Genomic DNA, 15,906 nt, shown 5'->3' on the forward strand with positions numbered 1-15,906 from the left:
CATCACCCGTCCTGACGCGTTCAGACGACGAAGTACGAAGGGCTCGCGGACGGTGCGAAGGCCAGCGCCCCGAGGATCGTGCCGCCGTCGGTCTCACCTCCGTCGGTTCCACCCCCGTCGGTGCCGCCGGTGTCGCCGCCGTCGGTGCCGCCGGTGTCGCCGCCGTCGGTGCCGCCGGTGTCGGTACCGCCGCTGTCGGTGCCACCGCTGTCACTGCCACCGTCAGTGCCACCGTTGTCACTGCCGCCGCTGCCGGTCGGACTCCCCGTGGGACTGCCGGTCGGACTCCCAGTCGGGCTGTCGGTCGGACTGCCCGTGGGACTGCCGGTCGGCGAGTCGTCTCCCGAGCCTCCCGAGTCGCCCGGTTCGCTGCTGGAGGGGTCCTCGTCGGGCTCGGAACTGCTCTCGCTCGGCGACTCCTTGCTCGCGCTGTCGGAGGCGCCCGGGGACTTGCCGGACTCGCTCGGGCTCTCCGACTCGCTGCTGCGGCCGGCTCCGGGGGTGCGGCTTCCGGGCTCGTCGGCGTTGAGTTCGTTGTGGTCGTCCCGCTGCGATGTCGAGCCCGGCTTGCCGCGGTCCAGCGGGCCGCTGCCGTCGTCCGGCATCCGGCCCAGTCCCACGATCGTCGCGAGCACCGCGATCAGCACCGCGCCCGCACCGGCCGCCGCCAGGTTCCTGCGGGCCCCGTAGGCGACCGCGCCCCGTGCGGGCACGAGCGTGGGCATCGTGTCCGGGGAAGCACCGGTGGCGCCGGGGCCCCGGTTGGCGATCGACGCGGCGACCGTTCGCGCGCTCTCGTGCTCCCCGTCCCTCACGTCGCCCCGTCTGTGTCCCCTGAGGGTGGCGGCGAGCGAGTGCGTGGGGGTGTCCCCGGCCTCGTACAGGGCGGGCTCCGCCTGTTCACCGTCACCGGCGGCAGCGACCGCGGCCCCTGCCGGGGCGCCCGGAGCGGGCTCTGTCCGGTCCGGCACGGAGGGCCCGCCGGGGCTGTCGGGCGCGACGGGGCCGCCAGGATGCTGCGCGACGAGAAGGTCCGTGGCGAGGGCGAGCACCCGCCGTCCCGTGAACGTGCCCTGCTGGTCCGCGAGCGCGTTGCGCATCGCGATGGAGGCCTCCAGCTCCGCAGCCGCGCGCTGCAGCTGGCCGGTGCAGAGTGCGAGCACCCCCAACTCATGGTGGAAATAGGCTTCTTGCGCGACCTCGCCCGAGGTGCGTGCGGCCTCCAGGCCGCCGCGCAGCAACCTCTCCCAGGCGCTCCAGCGCAGCGAGGCGGCCAGCACCGGAGCCGCCGCGCGGGCCAGCAGGACGGCCGCGCTCGCGTGACCGCCACGATGGGCGCCCCGGACGGCGGCGAGCACCGCGTCCGCCTCCGTGGCGACCGTTGCGGGGGTGACGGAGGGGTGGTCGGCCCACCAGCCGTAGTGATGCGCCGCCATCAGGGCACGCCCGTCGGCCCCGTCGGCGAACCCGGCCGCGGTGAGGGCGTCGGCGACACCGTCCGCCAGCCGGTAGTGCCCGCCCGCGCAGGTGACGAGTCCGGCGCGGGCCAGCTCGCCCGCGGCCTCGTCGGCCCCGGGGTCCCCCACGAGCGCGGGAAGCTGTGTGTGGTGCGGCAGTTCGCCGCCGAGGGAGAGCGCGAAGCGCAGCGCGTCACGTGCTGCCGAGGAGAGCCGCTCGGCGACGCGGGCGCTCATGGCACTGCCGCGGCCGCCGCTCAGCTCGCCGGCCCGGCCGCCGTAGCGCAGGAGCGCGCCCGCCTGTACGAAGCGGAGCGGCAGGCCTCCGGAGGACTCCTCCGAGGCGAGCCACATGTCCTGCGCCGCGTCGGTCTCCTCGTTCGTCAGCGGCCTTCGGACCGCGTGTTCGAGCAGTTCCAGACAGGCGGTGCGGCTGAGCCCGGTGAGCCGGAACTCCTCCACGTGGACGTCGCCGGAGGGAGGGGCGACGTCCGGCGTGGCGGAGAAGAGGAAGGCGCATTCGGGCGTGGCGTCCAGGACTTGGTCGAGCGCTTCCCCGCCGAAGGCGAGGTCGTCGACGATGACGACGGCTCCGATGCCCCGCAGCGCCTCCCGCATCTCCTCGTCGCCGGGACGGTGGAAGGGGGCGTCGTGCACCGCGGAGAAAAGTTCCTGCAGAAGATCGGAGGGCGTGCGGCGGTAGCCGCTCAGCCGCACCACACCGTCCGGCGCGAGGTCCGCGACGTCCGCGGCGACGGCCTCCAGGAGGGTCGTGCGCCCGGAACCGGGAAGCCCGGTCAGACGTATGGACCGCCCGCGGGCGAGCTGCCCTGCCAGGCGCTCGCGCTCCTCGTCGCGCTCGAGGATCGGTATGACGCGGCCGGGTGCGCCGGAGGATCCGGACGCGGGGTCCCCCCGGGTCGCGGAGACGGCCGTGGCCGCTTCACCTTCACGCGCGTGCACCGAGCGTTCGCGCAGCGTGAGTCTTCGCGGTTCGCCGGGAGACTCCGTCGGCGGGCAGGCCTCTACCTCGCTGCCGTCGACCGGATTCAACGTGAGCAACTGTCTGCCGACGAAGAGCTTCACCGGGCGTCTGCTGGGCGGCGGCCCCTGGTCCGTCCCGCCGTCGCCTTCACCGCCGTGCTGAGTGTTGCCGTGCTGAACCATGCTGGAATGCCCCCAGATACTCCGGTACGAGCACGCCCCGCCTCTATCGGCCTCTCCCGTCGCAGGTCGGCGCGAACGGCAGCACCGGGCGCTGCTTCCGGCACAGTATTACCGCGAGCGCTCAGGCTGAACCGCCGTGCACGTCAAGGCTTGGTGAGAATCTGCGCCTCGGAAACCGTCAAACCACCCTCGATGGCGAGAATGCGGTGCAGTCTGGTGGCCATCAACAGCCGCTGCATCTGCGGCGGAACGTCCCTCAGTACGAGCCTTCGGCCGCAGCGGCCGGCCCTTCTGTGTGCGCCCATGATCACGCCGAGCCCGGTCGCGTCCCAGGAGTCGAGTCCGGCCAGATCCAGCACAAGATCGCCGTCGCCGGAGTCGACGGCGGAGTGAAGGACCGTTCGGGCGTCCGCCGCGCTCCGGACGTCGAGGCGACCCCCGACGGCCAGCTCGGCGTGGTCGCCCCTGATATGCATAACCGCTCCCCGAATGTGTCTCTGCTCCGCGTACCTTCACGTCTGAATGTCTCATCACAACTGACTGCGATTGCCGCAACCAGGTTGCCGTCCGTGCTCGAACCGACACGGAAATCACCCTCGCGGGCGATGCCTTCGAACGCGCCCACGTGGGGCGGCAGTCGGTCCGACGTATGTACGTGTATGTCTCAGTGGTCGTAGTAACCCCGGCCGCTCTTACGGCCGATGTCGCCCGCGTCGACCATCCTGCGCATCGACTCGGGCGGTGCGAACTTCGGGTCACGCGACTCGGTGTAGATGTTCTCGCTGGCGTGCAGGAGGATGTCGACGCCGGTGAGGTCGGCCGTGGCCAACGGCCCCATGGCGTGGCCGAACCCCAGCTTGCAGGCCGTGTCGATGTCTTCGGCGGTGGCCACGCCGGACTCGTGGAGCTTCGCCGCCTCGACGACGAGCGCGGAGATGAGCCGCGTGGTGACGAATCCGGCCACGTCGCGGTTGACGACGACGCAGGTCTTGCCGACGGACTCCGCGAACTCGCGTGCCACGGCAAGGGTTTCGTCGCTGGTGCGGTGACCGCGCACGAGCTCGCACAGCGCCATCATCGGAACGGGCGAGAAGAAGTGCGTCCCGACGACCCGTTCGGGGCGCGAGGTGGCCGCCGCGATCTTGGTGATCGGGATGGCGGAGGTGTTGGAGGCGAGGATCGCCCCGTCCTTCACCAGGGTGTCGAGCCTGCCGAAGATCTCACGCTTCACCTCGATCTTCTCGAAGACGGCTTCGACGACGACGTCCGCCTCTGCGGCCGCGTCCAGATCGGTGGTGGTCGTGATGCGCGCGAGCGCGGCCTCCGCCGCGGAGGCGTCGAGCTTGCCCTTGCTCACGAACTTCTCGTAGGAGGCCTTGATGCCGTCGGTGCCGCGGGTGAGCGCCTCGCCGGTCACATCGCGGAGAGTCACGTCCCACCCGGCCTGAGCCGACACCTGAGCGATGCCGGACCCCATGAGACCGGCACCGATGACGGCGAGCTTCTTCCCCACGACTGCCACCTGGCCCTACCTGCCCTTGCCTTTGCGTGAACGCCTGTTGGGCGGACATTAGCGCTTCGCGAAGACCTTGTGGCATTGAAGAGACACGCGTCACGTCTCACATGGCGGACATCACACAGGGTGTGTCCGATGCGGGCGGCTTGCGCGGATCCTGGGCCGGGAAGTCCTTCGTCCGGCGGCCGTACGTCGCCGCCCGAGCTGTCACGTGTCTCATCTCCCGGGCGGCCGGGCATGGTTGAGCCTCGCTTCCGAGGAGCGGCCCGACGGCACCGTGCGGGGTACCGGCATCTGGCCCCGCGCCGCCCACTCACGGATGACGGAGGACGCCTGCACGCGCGGGGCGGCGGGGCCGAGATGCCGTACGCGCCGGACGTGAAGGGTGGACGCGCCCGGGCAGAGGGCGAGGGTCGGGACGGCGCACGGAAGGGGGGTCACGAAGGAACTACCACGGTTCCCAGATGCACCGGCCCACAGGCCGGAAGCGGCCGGTCCGCCGCAGACCACGGGCACGTAGTCTCGGTGCATGGTCAATCTGACGCGCATCTACACCCGTACCGGCGACTCCGGCACCACCGCGCTCGGCGACATGAGCCGCACCGCGAAGACGGACACCCGCATCGCGGCGTACGCCGACGCCAACGAAGCGAACGCGGCCATCGGTGTCGCCCTCGCCCTCGGCGAGTTGCCGCACGAGATCACTACGGTCCTCGTACGGGTGCAGAACGACCTCTTCGACGTCGGCGCCGACCTGGCCACGCCCGTCGAGGAGGAGCCGGAGTTCCCGCCGCTGCGCGTCGAACAGAGCTACATCGACAAGCTCGAGGCGGACTGCGACGCCTTCCTCCAGGACCTGGAGAAGCTGCGCAGCTTCATCCTGCCCGGAGGCACCCCGGGAGCCGCCCTGCTGCATCAGGCATGCACCGTCGTGCGCCGGGCGGAGCGCTCGACGTGGGCCGCGCTCGACGAGCACGGCGAGGTCATGAACCCGCTCACGGCCACCTACCTCAACCGCCTCTCCGACCTGCTCTTCATCCTCGCCCGCTCAGCCAACAAGGAGCTCGGCGACGTCATGTGGGTGCCGGGCGAGAACCGCTGAGCAAGGGCCGCCGCACGTCGGCGGCACCCCGCCGGGGCCGCCGCCCCGCACCGCACCGTGCCCGCTGCGGCCCTCGGCCACCCTCGGCGCCGGCCACGCCATGGGAGCGCAACTGCTCGTCGGACACGGCGCGTTGGCACACGCCGTCGACCGTCGCGGGAAGCCTGCGCGCGCCGGCGCGGCGCTCGGCCGTCCGCCCGCGGAGCGGGACGAGCCGAGCGGGACAGCGCGAGCTGTCCGGGCCGGGACGGGCACGAAGGACGGGCCGGGCCGGGCCGCGACCGGCCCTGCGACTCGTCGGCCCATCGGCCCGTCGGCCCGGCACGCGGCACCGCATGGCCCGGGAAGGACCGGGCGGCGGGTCGTGCACGAGTCCGGTGCAGCTCTCCGCCGGTGCAGCTCTCCGCCGGTGCGCGAACCGTGCCTACCCCGAGCTCGGGCTCGCCCAGGAATGTCTCCCGAACCGCGGGCTCCGGCTGCCGATGCCCGTTTCCGGCCTGTTCCCACGTTTTCCCGGTCCGCCTCGCGCATGAATGTGAAGACGAACGGGAAGGACCTTTCCGATCCGCCTCACTCAGCTCTTTGCTTTCGCTCCACCCGAACCTCGGTCGACTCCTTAAGGAACTCTTAAGGTTTTTTTGAGGCTCCCCTGAGATTTCTCCGCGCATATCACCGGCGACCTGACCAGCGGAACGCGAATCAGCAGGTCAGAGCAGACGTGGGGTCATCGGCCCGCACCGCTGCGACACTTTCTGCAAAACACCGGGAGCCCGGATGGAATGGCCCTAATCCGGACGCACGGGCATTTCCTTTCCATCGTCCCGGCGATGTACCCCGGTGAGAGCTGTGCCACATTCGGAGCACTCGACCTCGCGGTTTTCGCGCGTAGATTCCGTGAGGCGCCGGGCATTTTTTGGATTCCCTTTCCATTCCGCTCCGTGTGAGTACCATCACCCACACAAGGCCTGGACCAGAAATGCTGGCCGGACACGAGGGGTTGGAGTCACACATGGCCACCGACACAAAACGGCGCACGCGCATCACCGTTGCCGCTGTGGCACTGCTGGCAGGCGTCATCGCCGTACCGGTAGCGAACGGCGCGGTCTCCGGGGACGAGACGAAGGGCGACGCCAAGGGGCAGGGCAACCACTGCACCCTGAACGCCGAGACCGGCGAGACCCAGTGCTTCAAGAGCCTCTCGAAGGCGTCCGGCGTGCCGGACAGCGACCGCCTCCTGGACGCACCCTCCGCCGGCAAGAAGGCCGAGATCAGCGAGGCCCGCGAGGGCGACAAGCCGGTCGCCTCCTCCGGCGTCACGACGCAGGGCGAGGGCGACATCATCGCTGCGACCCTCTTCAAGGACACCAAGTACGGCGGCGGCTCGCTGACCGTCACCACCGAGTCGCTCTGCAACGGCGACGACGACGTGGACTTCCAGATCGACCTGGACGACGAGTGGAAGGACCAGATCTCCTCGGTCCAGCCCTGGGGCAACTGCACGCTCAACCTCTTCTCGGAGCCGGGGCTCGGCGGTGACCGCGACGGCCCCTTCAAGGAGCTCACTCCGAACATCGGTGACGTGATGGACAACCGTGCGAAGTCCATCAGCTTCAGCTGAGCACCGGCCCGAGCGGTGCACGCACCGCACCCAGAGACACCAGGGCAGCAACTGCCTTACCCCACCTCGTCGGAGGCATCATGACCCGCCGCAAGAAAATGTCCATGCTGGTGGTCGCCATCGCCACCGCGGGCGCCACGGGGCTCTTCCCCGCGACCGCGCAGGCCGATGACGAAGAGCAGCCCACCACAAGAGAGTTGCTCGAACAGTGCGACAACGGCACCGACAAGTGCGTCTTCCACCCCTCCGGCGCCCCCGTCGACTCGATCGGCGAGGCCCACCAGGTCGGTGACAGCGCCTTCAACTGCACCAAGGACCTTCAGCGTTCCGCCGTCTCCTGGTCCGACACCACCGGAGAGTCCAACACCGTCGGCGTCTCCATGAGCGCCGAGTACGGCTTCACCGAACTGTTCAAGGTGACGATCCAGGCGAGCTACGAACACTCGTGGCAGAGCTCGCACACCGAGGAGCAGCAGACGAACGTCGAGGTCAAGCCCGGCGAGGTCGGCTGGATCACCCGCGAGGCGGCCATGGAGGAGATCCAGGGCACCTACGAGATGCACTTCGAGGACAAGTTCTACGGCCACCACATCTGGTACGTCCCCTTCACCGCCAAGGGACCCAAAGCCGACGCACCCAGCACCAAGACCCAGCACACCCGCAAGATGACCAAGAAGGAGAAGAAGGAGCACTGCGGCTGACGCACAGCCGCGTTCTCCCACGCCGGTCGCACCGCCCGTCAGGTTCCTTCGGCGAGCTCGGCCCGGACACCGGCAGCCTGATGATCAACCGGACGCAGTCCACCGGCCTCACCCGAGGGCCGGCGCCGCAGAGACGCTCCCAGCAGCCGCTGGGTCTCACCCCCACCTCGTCGGAGACACCATGACCCGCCGCAAGAAGCTGTCGATGCTGGTGGTCGCCATCACGACCGCCGGCGCCACAGCCCTGTTCCCCGCGACCGCGCAGGCCGATGACGAAGAGCAGCCCACAACCAGGGAACTGCTCGAACAGTGCGACAACGGCACCGACAAGTGCGTCTTCCACCCCTCCGGCGCCCCCGTCGACTCCATGGGCGAGCCGCACCAGGTCGGTGACAGCGCCTTCAACTGCACCAAGGACCTTCAGCGTTCTGCCGTCTCCTGGTCCGACACCACCGGAGAGTCCAACACCGTCGGCGTCTCCATGAAGGCCCAGTACGGCTTCACGGCACTCTTCAGCGTGACCATCGAGACGAGCTACAGCCATTCCTGGGAGAGCTCGCACACGGAGCAGGACCAGACGAACGTCGAGGTCAAGCCCGGCGAGGTCGGCTGGATCACCCGCGAGGCGGCCATGGAGGAGATCCAGGGCACCTACGAGATGCACTTCGAGGACAAGTTCTACGGCCACCACATCTGGTACGTCCCCTTCACCGCCAAGGGACCCAAAGCCGACGCACCCAGCACCAAGACCCAGCACACCCGCAAGATGACCAAGAAGGAGAAGAAGGAGCACTGCGGCTAGGGCGGCGTTCCGGCTCCGCCAGCCGCCTCCCCACAGGCGCCACCCCCCACACACACAGGCGCCACCCCCCACACAATCGGCCCGGCCCCGCGTTCCCCTGCACGCGAGGCCGGGCCGTTTCCATGTGCGACCAGGCGCACGCCGGGCACCCGCTCTATGGTGAAAACAGGAGTTCTGTACCTATTCGCACCCTTCAGGGGGGTGGCATGAACGCCAAGGACAACAGCCCTGAGCAGCGGGAACCGGAAGAGTACGACGACGAGTACCCCGAGCCGTACGACGAGGGGAACGGCAACGGCGACTCCGAGGGGTACGACGACGGGAACGGCCGGAGCGACCTGTCCAGGGTGACGCGGGGCGAGGAGCCCGACGTACTGCTCGACGTGCCGCAGCTCCACGTCGACGAGATCGGCCTGGAGGTCGACGACCTGCGTGCACGGGTCTCCCTGCAGGCCGAGGTCCTGGACATCCTCAAGCTCAACGTGGGGGCGGACGTCGCGCTGGGCCGGGTCCAGCTGGACATCAAGGGCGTGGACGCACAGGCCCTGCTGAAGGTCCACCTCGACAACGTCACCCAGGTCATCGGGCGGGTGCTGACGACGATCGACCGCAACCCGCAGATCCTGGAGCAGCTCACCTCGGGCCTCGGCTCCGCCGCGCGTGAGCTGGGCAGCGGGGCGAGCGAAGCCGTCGGGGAGCTCGGACGCGGGGCCGGCGGAGCCGTCGAGTCCGTCGGGGAGGGCGCCAGCGGAGCCGTCGAGTCCGTCGGAGAAGGCGCAGGGTCGACGGCCAAGGAACTCGGCAAGGGAGCCGGCCGCGCCGTGGAAGACGTCGGGGAAGGTGCCTCCGAGACGGTCAAGGACGTCGGGGAAGGTGCCTCCGAGACGGTCAAGGACGTCGGGGAAGGTGCGGGCGACACCGTCAAGGACGTCGGGGAGGGCGCCTCCGACACCGTCAAGGACGTCGGGGAGGGCGCCGCGGAGACCACCAAGGAGGCCGGGCGCAGCGCCGGCAGGACGATCGACGAGACCGGCAAGACGGTCGACGAGACCGGCAAGACGGTCGACGAGGCTGGCCGGACGGTGGACAAGGCGCGGAAGACCGCCACCCGCACCGCGAAGAGAGCAGGTGAGGGGGCCGGGCGCCGCTCGGCCCGGTCCGAGGAGCGTCCCAAGCGCCGTACCGCGCGCAGGCGCGACAGCGACGAGCCGCCGTGAAGGGGCGAGGACGGTCACGAGGGGCCGGCGAACGCTGACGCCCCCCCTGTACGCCCTGACATCGAACTGACGACTTCAACCGCTGCCGACCGGCTCCGCTTCGGGCGCGAGCCGGACACCGAGGTCCGCTTCCACGGCTCGCCCGGCCACACGTCCTACTCGGCGAGCGACCGCACGAACCTGCCCGAGCAGGTGGAGGCCGGCACCGACTACCGCGACGTACGCGTGCGATACCGGCTGGCCACGGCGCTGAGCCGCGTGCGGCACCACAGGCCACGGCGGGACGGCGGGAACGGGCACGAGTGATCCGGACCGGTCCGCCGGCGGACCGCCGGCACGCTGGCCGGTCACGGCCGGACGAGGACCGCGGCGGCCAGCGCGGGAGCCGGCCTCCCGCCCTTGCGGGGACTGCGGCTCGCGTTCGTCTCAGGCCTCGGGCCGAATGCACACGGCCCGAAGACATTCGCCACGACAGCGACGGTGAACGGCTGTGGGCCCGGCCCGGGCGATGGCGCCCCGCGCCGTCGTCGGCATCCCCGCCCCGTCGGACTGTTCCGTGCCGCCGTCCCGCCCGGAGGCGCATTCGCCCTCGCAGCGCGCCCGGCGGACCTGGATCACGGCGGCGGAACCGCCCGCCCGTGGGGTTCCGTCAACGAGGGCCGTACGCACGCGCGTTCACCGTCCGGAAGGTCACCGTCCGGGAGGTCGATGCCGTTCGCCGACGATGCCGGACGGATCGCGGTCGCGGTCGCTTCCCGCGCGTGTGCCGCCCGGCCCCGGGCCCCGCTTCGGCCAGATCGTGTAACTCAGCGCGACGATGAGGCTGATGGCGGCGACCAGTCCCATCCGCTGCTGCCACATCCGCGGCGACTCGCTCTGTCCGGCGTCACCCACGTACCAGGCGGCCAGCTGAAGCAGCGCCGCGGCGATCGCCGCGGCCCCGACGGCACGCGCGCTCATCTTCCACTCGTGCACGGCACGCGGCGTTCCGTACCGGGGAGGCCTGACCGGCGGCGGCCCGCCGGCGAACCGGTGCAGAAAGTGACCGTCGGCCCACTTGATCATGTAGTGGCCGTGCGTGGCGGTGAAACCGATGTAGACCGCTGCCAGGCCGTGCTTCCAGTCGGGCTCGGCTCCCCCTCGCAGGTCGATCGCCGTGACGACGAGCAGGAGCACCTCCAGCAGCGGCTCGCACAGCAGCACCGCGGCTCCCGTACGCGGCATGCGTGCCGCATAGCGCAGCGCGAGCCCGCCCGCGAGCAGCACCCAGAACGCGACCTCGCAGATGATGATCAGCGTGACGATCACGCCTGTCCCCCTTGCCTCGACGTCCCCGCCACCATCCCGCCCCGGCCGGGTCGTACACGTCCTCACCAGCGACGATTTGCCGGGGTCGCCCTCCATCCTTCGATGTACTACGCGTTGGCCGGGCTGGTCCCCGAGGCCGACGCCCGCGCCCGGCCGCCGTGCTGAGATGGACGCATGCCACACCGCCGGTCCGTGCTTCCGCCGCCTTGGGTGCGTCCGCACCGCGACGGCGTGCTCATCGCCCTCGCCGGCCTCGTCGGCGGACTGACCCTCTGGTGGTTCGGCCTCTACAACAATTCACGGGTGGGCGGGAGTTACGGCGCATGGCTGCTGCTGCCCCTGGCGGCCGTATGCATCGCCGCTCTCGGCCGCAGGTCCGCACAGCCCTGGGCGCTGGTGGTCGCCGTCGCCGCTCTCGCGGCGGATCTCGCCATGGGGTCGCTGCTGGCGACCGTGATCGTCTTCACCGACGTCGTCTACGCCGCGGTGGTGTACGGACCTCCCCGGCTGTCGCGTGCGCTGCTCCCCGTCAGCGTCGCTGTGTCGGTCGCGGTGACGCTGGTGCTGATGGCGGTCCTCCGTACACCCGCGACGCTGCTGCTCGGCGTGTTCTGCGCGGGCATCACGGTCGTGCCCGCCTGGTCGGGCGTGGTCATCCGCGACCACCGCAACGCCGCCGCGGCCGAGCGGCTCCGCGCCGAGCAGACGGCGCTGCTTGCCGAGATGGACCGCGTCCAGGCGGTCACCGCCGAACGCGGGCGCATGGCACGGGAGTTGCACGACCTCGTCGCCAACCACCTCTCCGCCATCGCCATCCACTCCACGGCCACCCTCTCTCTCGGGCACCTGGACGACGGGGCGGCCCGCGGCTCGCTCGGTGTCATCCGCGAGAACAGCGTGCAGGGCCTGGCCGAGATGCGGCGCCTCATCGGGCTGCTGCGTGAGGCGTCCGTCGGCGCGGCGGTACCCGCGGCCTCCCCGACACTCGCCGGCCTGGACGCCCTCGTCGAGCGGGCACGTGCGGGAGCGGGCAACCCGGGGCTCAGCTTCTCGCTGCGCGACGAGCGCGGACCGGCCGGTGCGTCGCTGCCCGCGCCCGTCGAACTGGCCGCGTACCGGGTCGTGCAGGAGTCCGTGACAAACGCGCTGAAGCACTCGGCTCCCGGCACCGTCACCGTGGAACTGAGGCGCGCCCCTGCGCAGGGGCCGCTGACCGTCCGTGTCACGAGCCCTCTGCACGGCGTGCTCGGCGGCGGCCGCGAGGGGCCCGACGCATCGCCGGTCCCGCGCGCTCCCGGCTCCGGCGCCGGGCTGATCGGCATGCGCGAACGCGTGGAACTGCTGGGCGGAGCGCTGAGCGCCGGTCCCGCCGAGGCCTCGTACGGGGGGGGACGAGGATCTGGGAGGTGCGGGCGGAACTGCCCGTGGAGGAAGGGAGTCTCCCGTGAACGCGGAGGACGGCGCACAGTCCGCGATCCGCGTCCTCGTCGCAGAGGACCAGCTGGCCGTGCGGGCAGGACTCGTCCTGATCCTGCGCCATGCTCCCGGCATCGAGGTGGCTGCCGAGGCCGGTGACGGCGAGGAGGCCGTCCGCCTCGCCCGTGAACTGTGCCCGGACATCGTGCTGATGGACGTTCGGATGCCGCGACTCGACGGCGTCTCCGCCACCGCGCGCATCACGGAGGAACGGCTGGCGGACGTGCTGGTGCTTACCACCTTCGACCTGGACGAGTACGTCTTCGGGGCGCTGCGCGCCGGTGCGTCGGGCTTTCTGCTGAAGGACAGCGAGGCCTCCCAGGTCGTCGACGCCGTACGCACGGTGGCACGCGGCGACGGCGTGATCGCTCCGGCCGTGACCAGGCGCCTGATCGCGGAGTTCGCCCGGCCCGGAGCGGCGGGCCGGCCTCCCCTGCCGAGGACGGGCCCGGGCACCCCACCCGGACTGGACGAGCTGACCCGGCGCGAGCACGACGTGCTGCTCTGCCTGGGGGAGGGACTCTCCAACGCGGAGGCGGCGCGGCGACTCGGCCTGGCGGAGGCGACGGTGAAGACCCATGTCAGCAGGCTGCTGGGCAAGTTGGGGCTGCGCAGCCGCACACAGGCGGCGGTGCTGGCACGGGAATCGGGCCTCACCGGGAGCTGAGGCGGGCGCCGCGCGCCGATGGGCGACTTCCGCCCTGCCCGCGGCGCAGAACCTGTTCACGTACGCCTCGCGGTACGGGACGGGCACACGCATCGCCCGCGAGTCGGTCCTCATCCCGACGCCGGCGGCTGCGCCGGTGCTCGTCCTCGTGGCCGCGCTCCTGGGCTGGTCGGGCGGCGGACTCGCGGGGAGCCCCGACCGGAGGCCCGGGTCTTCAGGCCACGTTCACACTCCCCGGGACTGCGTCCCGGGGAGCACCTCCGATTCAGGCAACGTTGACGCGCTGGCCTGGCGGTGCCGCCTCCAGCCACGCAAGGAACCCCGTGAGCGCGTCCTCGCTCATGGCCAGCTCGACCCGGGTGCCATGCAGGGAACACGCGAGGATCACGGAGTCGGAGAGCAGGGCCAGTTCCTCCTCGCCCTCCGGGTCCCGCCGCTGCAGCACCTCGATGCGGTTGCGCTCCAGAAAGCGGCGGGGGCGCGGCGCGTAGGAGAAGACCCGGAACCACTCGATCTGGTCACCGTTGTAGCGCGCGACGCCGTACGCCCAGCCCTTGCCGTCCACGGCCGGAGGCTCTTCTTCCGCCGGGTCGTCGGCGGCGTACGCGGGGGGCGGCGCCGGTGCGTTCCAGCGCAGGTTGCAGTCGAACGTGCCTCCGGAGCGCTGAAGCAGGCGGCGCCGCAGCCCGAAGGCGAAGAGACCCGCCAGCGCCAGCAGCACGGCCACGCCGACCAGGCACAGAACGAGGACCATCATCACCGACCTCCTCGCACTCTCTCGTACCACGCGTGGCGCGGTGCTCTCGGAGCCGTGAGATCTCGTGGATCCCGCGTCCCCCTCTGTATTGGCTCAGCCGCGGGCTGTTCCGGGGTGATCCGGAACAGCCCGCGGCTGAGCTTCGTACCTGTCGTGCCCGGCTCCGTGCAGGGCGTCGGCCGCCTCCTCAGCGGACCGCCACCACGCGCTTGCGGACCTCGGCACGCCGCTCGGCGGCGGCGTCGCCCTCGGACTTGGCGCGTTCCAGCGCCCGCTCGGCACGTTCGACGTCGATCTCCTCGGACAGCTCGACGATCTCCGCCAGCAGCGACATCTTGTCGTCCGCGAAGGAGACGAAGCCGCCGTGCACCGCTGCCGTCAGGGTGCCTTCGCCGGATTCGCCGGTCGTGCGGATGGTGACCGCTCCCGGCTCCAGCACGCCGAGCAGCGGCTGGTGGCCCGCCATGACGCCGATGTCGCCGGACGTGGTGCGCGCGACGACCAGGCTGGCCTCGCCGGACCAGACCTTGCGGTCCGCGGCGACCAACTCGACGTGCAGCTCAGCCACTGTGGCTCCTTCGTAGGTTAGGAAAAGGATAAGGGGTGCGGAGACGGGGACGGACCGAAGGGCTGTGCCCCGCGGCCCGGCCCCGCCGCGCGCCGGACCCGGACGTCAGGAGACGCCGAGGTCCTTGGCCTTGGCCTTCAGGTCGTCGAGGCCACCGCACATGAAGAACGCCTGCTCCGGGTAGTGGTCGAAGTCACCGTCGGCGATCGCGTTGAACGCGGCGATCGACTCGTCCAGCGGCACGTCCGACCCGTCGAGGCCGGTGAACTGCTTCGCCGCGTGGGTGTTCTGCGACAGGAAGCGCTCGATACGGCGGGCCCGGCTGACGGTGAGCTTGTCCTCTTCGGAAAGCTCGTCGATGCCGAGAATCGAGATGATGTCCTGGAGGTCCTTGTACTTCTGCAGGATCCCGATGACGCGCTGGGCGCAGTCGTAGTGCTCCTGCGAGATGTAGCGGGGGTCCAGGATCCGGGACGTCGAGTCCAGCGGGTCCACCGCCGGGTAGATGCCCTTCTCGGAAATCGGCCGCGAAAGCACCGTCGTCGCGTCGAGGTGCGCGAACGTGGTGGCCGGCGCCGGGTCCGTGAGGTCGTCCGCGGGCACGTAGATCGCCTGCATCGAGGTGATGGAGTGACCACGGGTCGAGGTGATGCGCTCCTGGAGCACACCCATCTCGTCCGCCAGGTTCGGCTGGTAACCCACCGCGGAGGGCATGCGGCCCAGCAGCGTGGAGACCTCGGAACCGGCCTGCGTGAAGCGGAAGATGTTGTCGATGAAGAACAGCACGTCCTGGTTCTGCACATCGCGGAAGTACTCCGCCATGGTCAGACCGGCCAGCGCCACCCGCAGACGGGTGCCCGGCGGCTCGTCCATCTGCCCGAAGACCAGCGCGGTCTGCGGGAGGACGCCCGACTCAGTCATCTCGTCGATGAGGTCGTTGCCCTCACGCGTACGCTCGCCCACACCCGCGAAGACGGAAACACCCTCGTGCAGCTTCGCCACACGCATGATCATTTCCTGGATGAGGACGGTCTTGCCGACGCCGGCTCCGCCGAACAGACCGATCTTGCCGCCCTTGACGTACGGGGTCAGCAGGTCGACGACCTTCAGGCCCGTCTCGAACATCTCGGTCTTGGACTCGAGCTGGTCGAAGGCGGGGGCCTTGCGGTGGATCGGCCAGCGCTCGGTGACCTCGGACTCGGCCTCCGGCTCGTTGAGGATCTTGCCGAGGGTGTTGAAGACCCGGCCCTTGGTGACGTCGCCGACGGGGACGGTGATGCCGTCGCCGGTGTCGGTGACCTCGGCCTGGCGGACGAGGCCGTCGGTGGGCTCCATCGCGATGGCACGCACCAGGCCCTCACCGAGGTGCTGGGCGACCTCGAGGGTGAGGGTCTTCTTCTTCCCCGCCTCGGCGGGGTCGGAGATCTCGACGGTCAGAGCGTTGTAGATGTCCGGCATCGCGTCGACGGGGAATTCCACATCGACGACCGGGCCGATGACCCGTGCGACGCGGCCCGCCGCCGTGGCCTGCTCAACAGTAGTGGTCATGG

The 15,906-nt window shown here is 70.6% G+C and carries 14 protein-coding genes and 1 pseudogene; 8 read left to right on the top strand and 7 right to left on the bottom strand.

Annotation, left to right across the window (positions count from 1 at the left end; genetic code table 11):
- Positions 1–20 precede the first annotated feature (20 nt).
- The 3 genes from EV375_RS11605 to EV375_RS11615 form a co-directional block, all read right to left on the bottom strand.
- Positions 21–2,624: an ATP-binding protein gene (locus EV375_RS11605; RefSeq protein WP_207228069.1), complete on the bottom strand. Its 2,604-nt coding sequence runs from the start codon at positions 2,622–2,624 to the stop codon at positions 21–23.
- Positions 2,625–2,767: 143 nt separating this feature from the next.
- Positions 2,768–3,100, bottom strand: a complete 333-nt coding sequence (locus EV375_RS11610; protein ID WP_055488461.1) for an STAS domain-containing protein — start codon at positions 3,098–3,100, stop codon at positions 2,768–2,770.
- Between the two features lie 188 nt (positions 3,101–3,288).
- On the bottom strand, positions 3,289–4,137 hold the full coding sequence (locus EV375_RS11615; RefSeq protein ID WP_130299378.1) for a 3-hydroxyacyl-CoA dehydrogenase family protein: 849 nt from the start codon (positions 4,135–4,137) through the stop codon (positions 3,289–3,291).
- Positions 4,138–4,669: 532 nt separating this feature from the next.
- Here EV375_RS11615 and EV375_RS11620 point away from each other — a divergent pair.
- The 5 genes from EV375_RS11620 (at position 4,670) to EV375_RS11640 (ending at position 9,580) form a co-directional block, all read left to right on the top strand.
- Positions 4,670–5,242, top strand: a complete 573-nt coding sequence (locus EV375_RS11620; RefSeq protein ID WP_130299379.1) for a cob(I)yrinic acid a,c-diamide adenosyltransferase — start codon at positions 4,670–4,672, stop codon at positions 5,240–5,242.
- 1,009 nt (positions 5,243–6,251) lie between these two features.
- Positions 6,252–6,860 carry a hypothetical protein gene (locus EV375_RS11625; RefSeq protein WP_130299380.1) on the top strand — a complete coding sequence of 203 codons (609 nt, stop codon included), beginning with the start codon at positions 6,252–6,254 and terminating at the stop codon, positions 6,858–6,860.
- An 80-nt stretch (positions 6,861–6,940) separates the two neighbouring features.
- Positions 6,941–7,561: a hypothetical protein gene (locus EV375_RS11630; protein ID WP_130299381.1), complete on the top strand. Its 621-nt coding sequence runs from the start codon at positions 6,941–6,943 to the stop codon at positions 7,559–7,561.
- Positions 7,562–7,742: 181 nt separating this feature from the next.
- Positions 7,743–8,363: a hypothetical protein gene (locus EV375_RS11635; protein ID WP_130299382.1), complete on the top strand. Its 621-nt coding sequence runs from the start codon at positions 7,743–7,745 to the stop codon at positions 8,361–8,363.
- A gap of 206 nt (positions 8,364–8,569) precedes the next feature.
- Positions 8,570–9,580, top strand: a complete 1,011-nt coding sequence (locus EV375_RS11640; protein WP_207228071.1) for a TrbL/VirB6 family protein — start codon at positions 8,570–8,572, stop codon at positions 9,578–9,580.
- A gap of 690 nt (positions 9,581–10,270) precedes the next feature.
- On the opposite strand, the gene EV375_RS11650 is transcribed toward EV375_RS11640, so the two are convergent.
- A complete protein-coding gene (locus EV375_RS11650) occupies positions 10,271–10,888 on the bottom strand; it encodes a hypothetical protein (RefSeq protein WP_130299383.1) in 618 nt (205 codons plus the stop codon).
- Between the two features lie 174 nt (positions 10,889–11,062).
- Between EV375_RS11650 and EV375_RS11655 the strand changes: the two genes are divergently transcribed.
- The 3 genes and pseudogenes from EV375_RS11655 to EV375_RS29685 form a co-directional block, all read left to right on the top strand.
- Positions 11,063–12,463 (top strand): sensor histidine kinase, encoded by a 1,401-nt coding sequence (locus EV375_RS11655; RefSeq protein WP_486588424.1) that lies wholly within the window; start codon positions 11,063–11,065, stop codon positions 12,461–12,463.
- Positions 12,363–13,031 (top strand): response regulator transcription factor, encoded by a 669-nt coding sequence (locus tag EV375_RS11660; RefSeq protein ID WP_130301777.1) that lies wholly within the window; start codon positions 12,363–12,365, stop codon positions 13,029–13,031. Before EV375_RS11655 ends, EV375_RS11660 begins: the two co-directional genes overlap by 101 nt.
- A 25-nt stretch (positions 13,032–13,056) precedes the next feature.
- Positions 13,057–13,197 (top strand): annotated as a pseudogene (locus tag EV375_RS29685) (AEC family transporter); the annotation flags it as partial.
- A 99-nt stretch (positions 13,198–13,296) separates the two neighbouring features.
- On the opposite strand, the gene EV375_RS11670 reads toward EV375_RS29685, so the two are convergent.
- The 3 genes from EV375_RS11670 to atpD form a co-directional block, all read right to left on the bottom strand.
- A complete protein-coding gene (locus EV375_RS11670) occupies positions 13,297–13,785 on the bottom strand; it encodes a DUF2550 domain-containing protein (RefSeq protein WP_130301778.1) in 489 nt (162 codons plus the stop codon).
- A 190-nt stretch (positions 13,786–13,975) separates the two neighbouring features.
- Positions 13,976–14,356: a F0F1 ATP synthase subunit epsilon gene (locus EV375_RS11675; RefSeq protein ID WP_055488469.1), complete on the bottom strand. Its 381-nt coding sequence runs from the start codon at positions 14,354–14,356 to the stop codon at positions 13,976–13,978.
- A 105-nt stretch (positions 14,357–14,461) separates the two neighbouring features.
- Positions 14,462–15,904 (bottom strand): F0F1 ATP synthase subunit beta, encoded by a 1,443-nt coding sequence (atpD, locus tag EV375_RS11680; protein WP_130299384.1) that lies wholly within the window; start codon positions 15,902–15,904, stop codon positions 14,462–14,464.
- Between the last annotated feature and the right edge of the window lie 2 nt (positions 15,905–15,906).

This window comes from Streptomyces sp. CNZ301 (assembly GCF_004217425.1).

Bases quoted from the DNA above. Each gene is read 5' to 3' on its own strand.
- EV375_RS11640 (WP_207228071.1), top strand. From the start codon at position 8,570: ATGAACGCCAAGGACAACAGCCCTGAGCAGCGGGAACCGGAAGAGTAC.
- EV375_RS11625 (WP_130299380.1), top strand. From the start codon at position 6,252: ATGGCCACCGACACAAAACGGCGCACGCGCATCACCGTTGCCGCTGTG.
- EV375_RS11670 (WP_130301778.1), bottom strand. From the start codon at position 13,785: ATGGTCCTCGTTCTGTGCCTGGTCGGCGTGGCCGTGCTGCTGGCGCTG.
- atpD (WP_130299384.1), bottom strand. From the start codon at position 15,904: ATGACCACTACTGTTGAGCAGGCCACGGCGGCGGGCCGCGTCGCACGG.
- EV375_RS11620 (WP_130299379.1), top strand. From the start codon at position 4,670: ATGGTCAATCTGACGCGCATCTACACCCGTACCGGCGACTCCGGCACC.
- EV375_RS11605 (WP_207228069.1), bottom strand. From the start codon at position 2,624: ATGGTTCAGCACGGCAACACTCAGCACGGCGGTGAAGGCGACGGCGGG.
- EV375_RS11635 (WP_130299382.1), top strand. From the start codon at position 7,743: ATGACCCGCCGCAAGAAGCTGTCGATGCTGGTGGTCGCCATCACGACC.
- EV375_RS11610 (WP_055488461.1), bottom strand. From the start codon at position 3,100: ATGCATATCAGGGGCGACCACGCCGAGCTGGCCGTCGGGGGTCGCCTC.
- EV375_RS11630 (WP_130299381.1), top strand. From the start codon at position 6,941: ATGACCCGCCGCAAGAAAATGTCCATGCTGGTGGTCGCCATCGCCACC.
- EV375_RS11655 (WP_486588424.1), top strand. From the start codon at position 11,063: ATGCCACACCGCCGGTCCGTGCTTCCGCCGCCTTGGGTGCGTCCGCAC.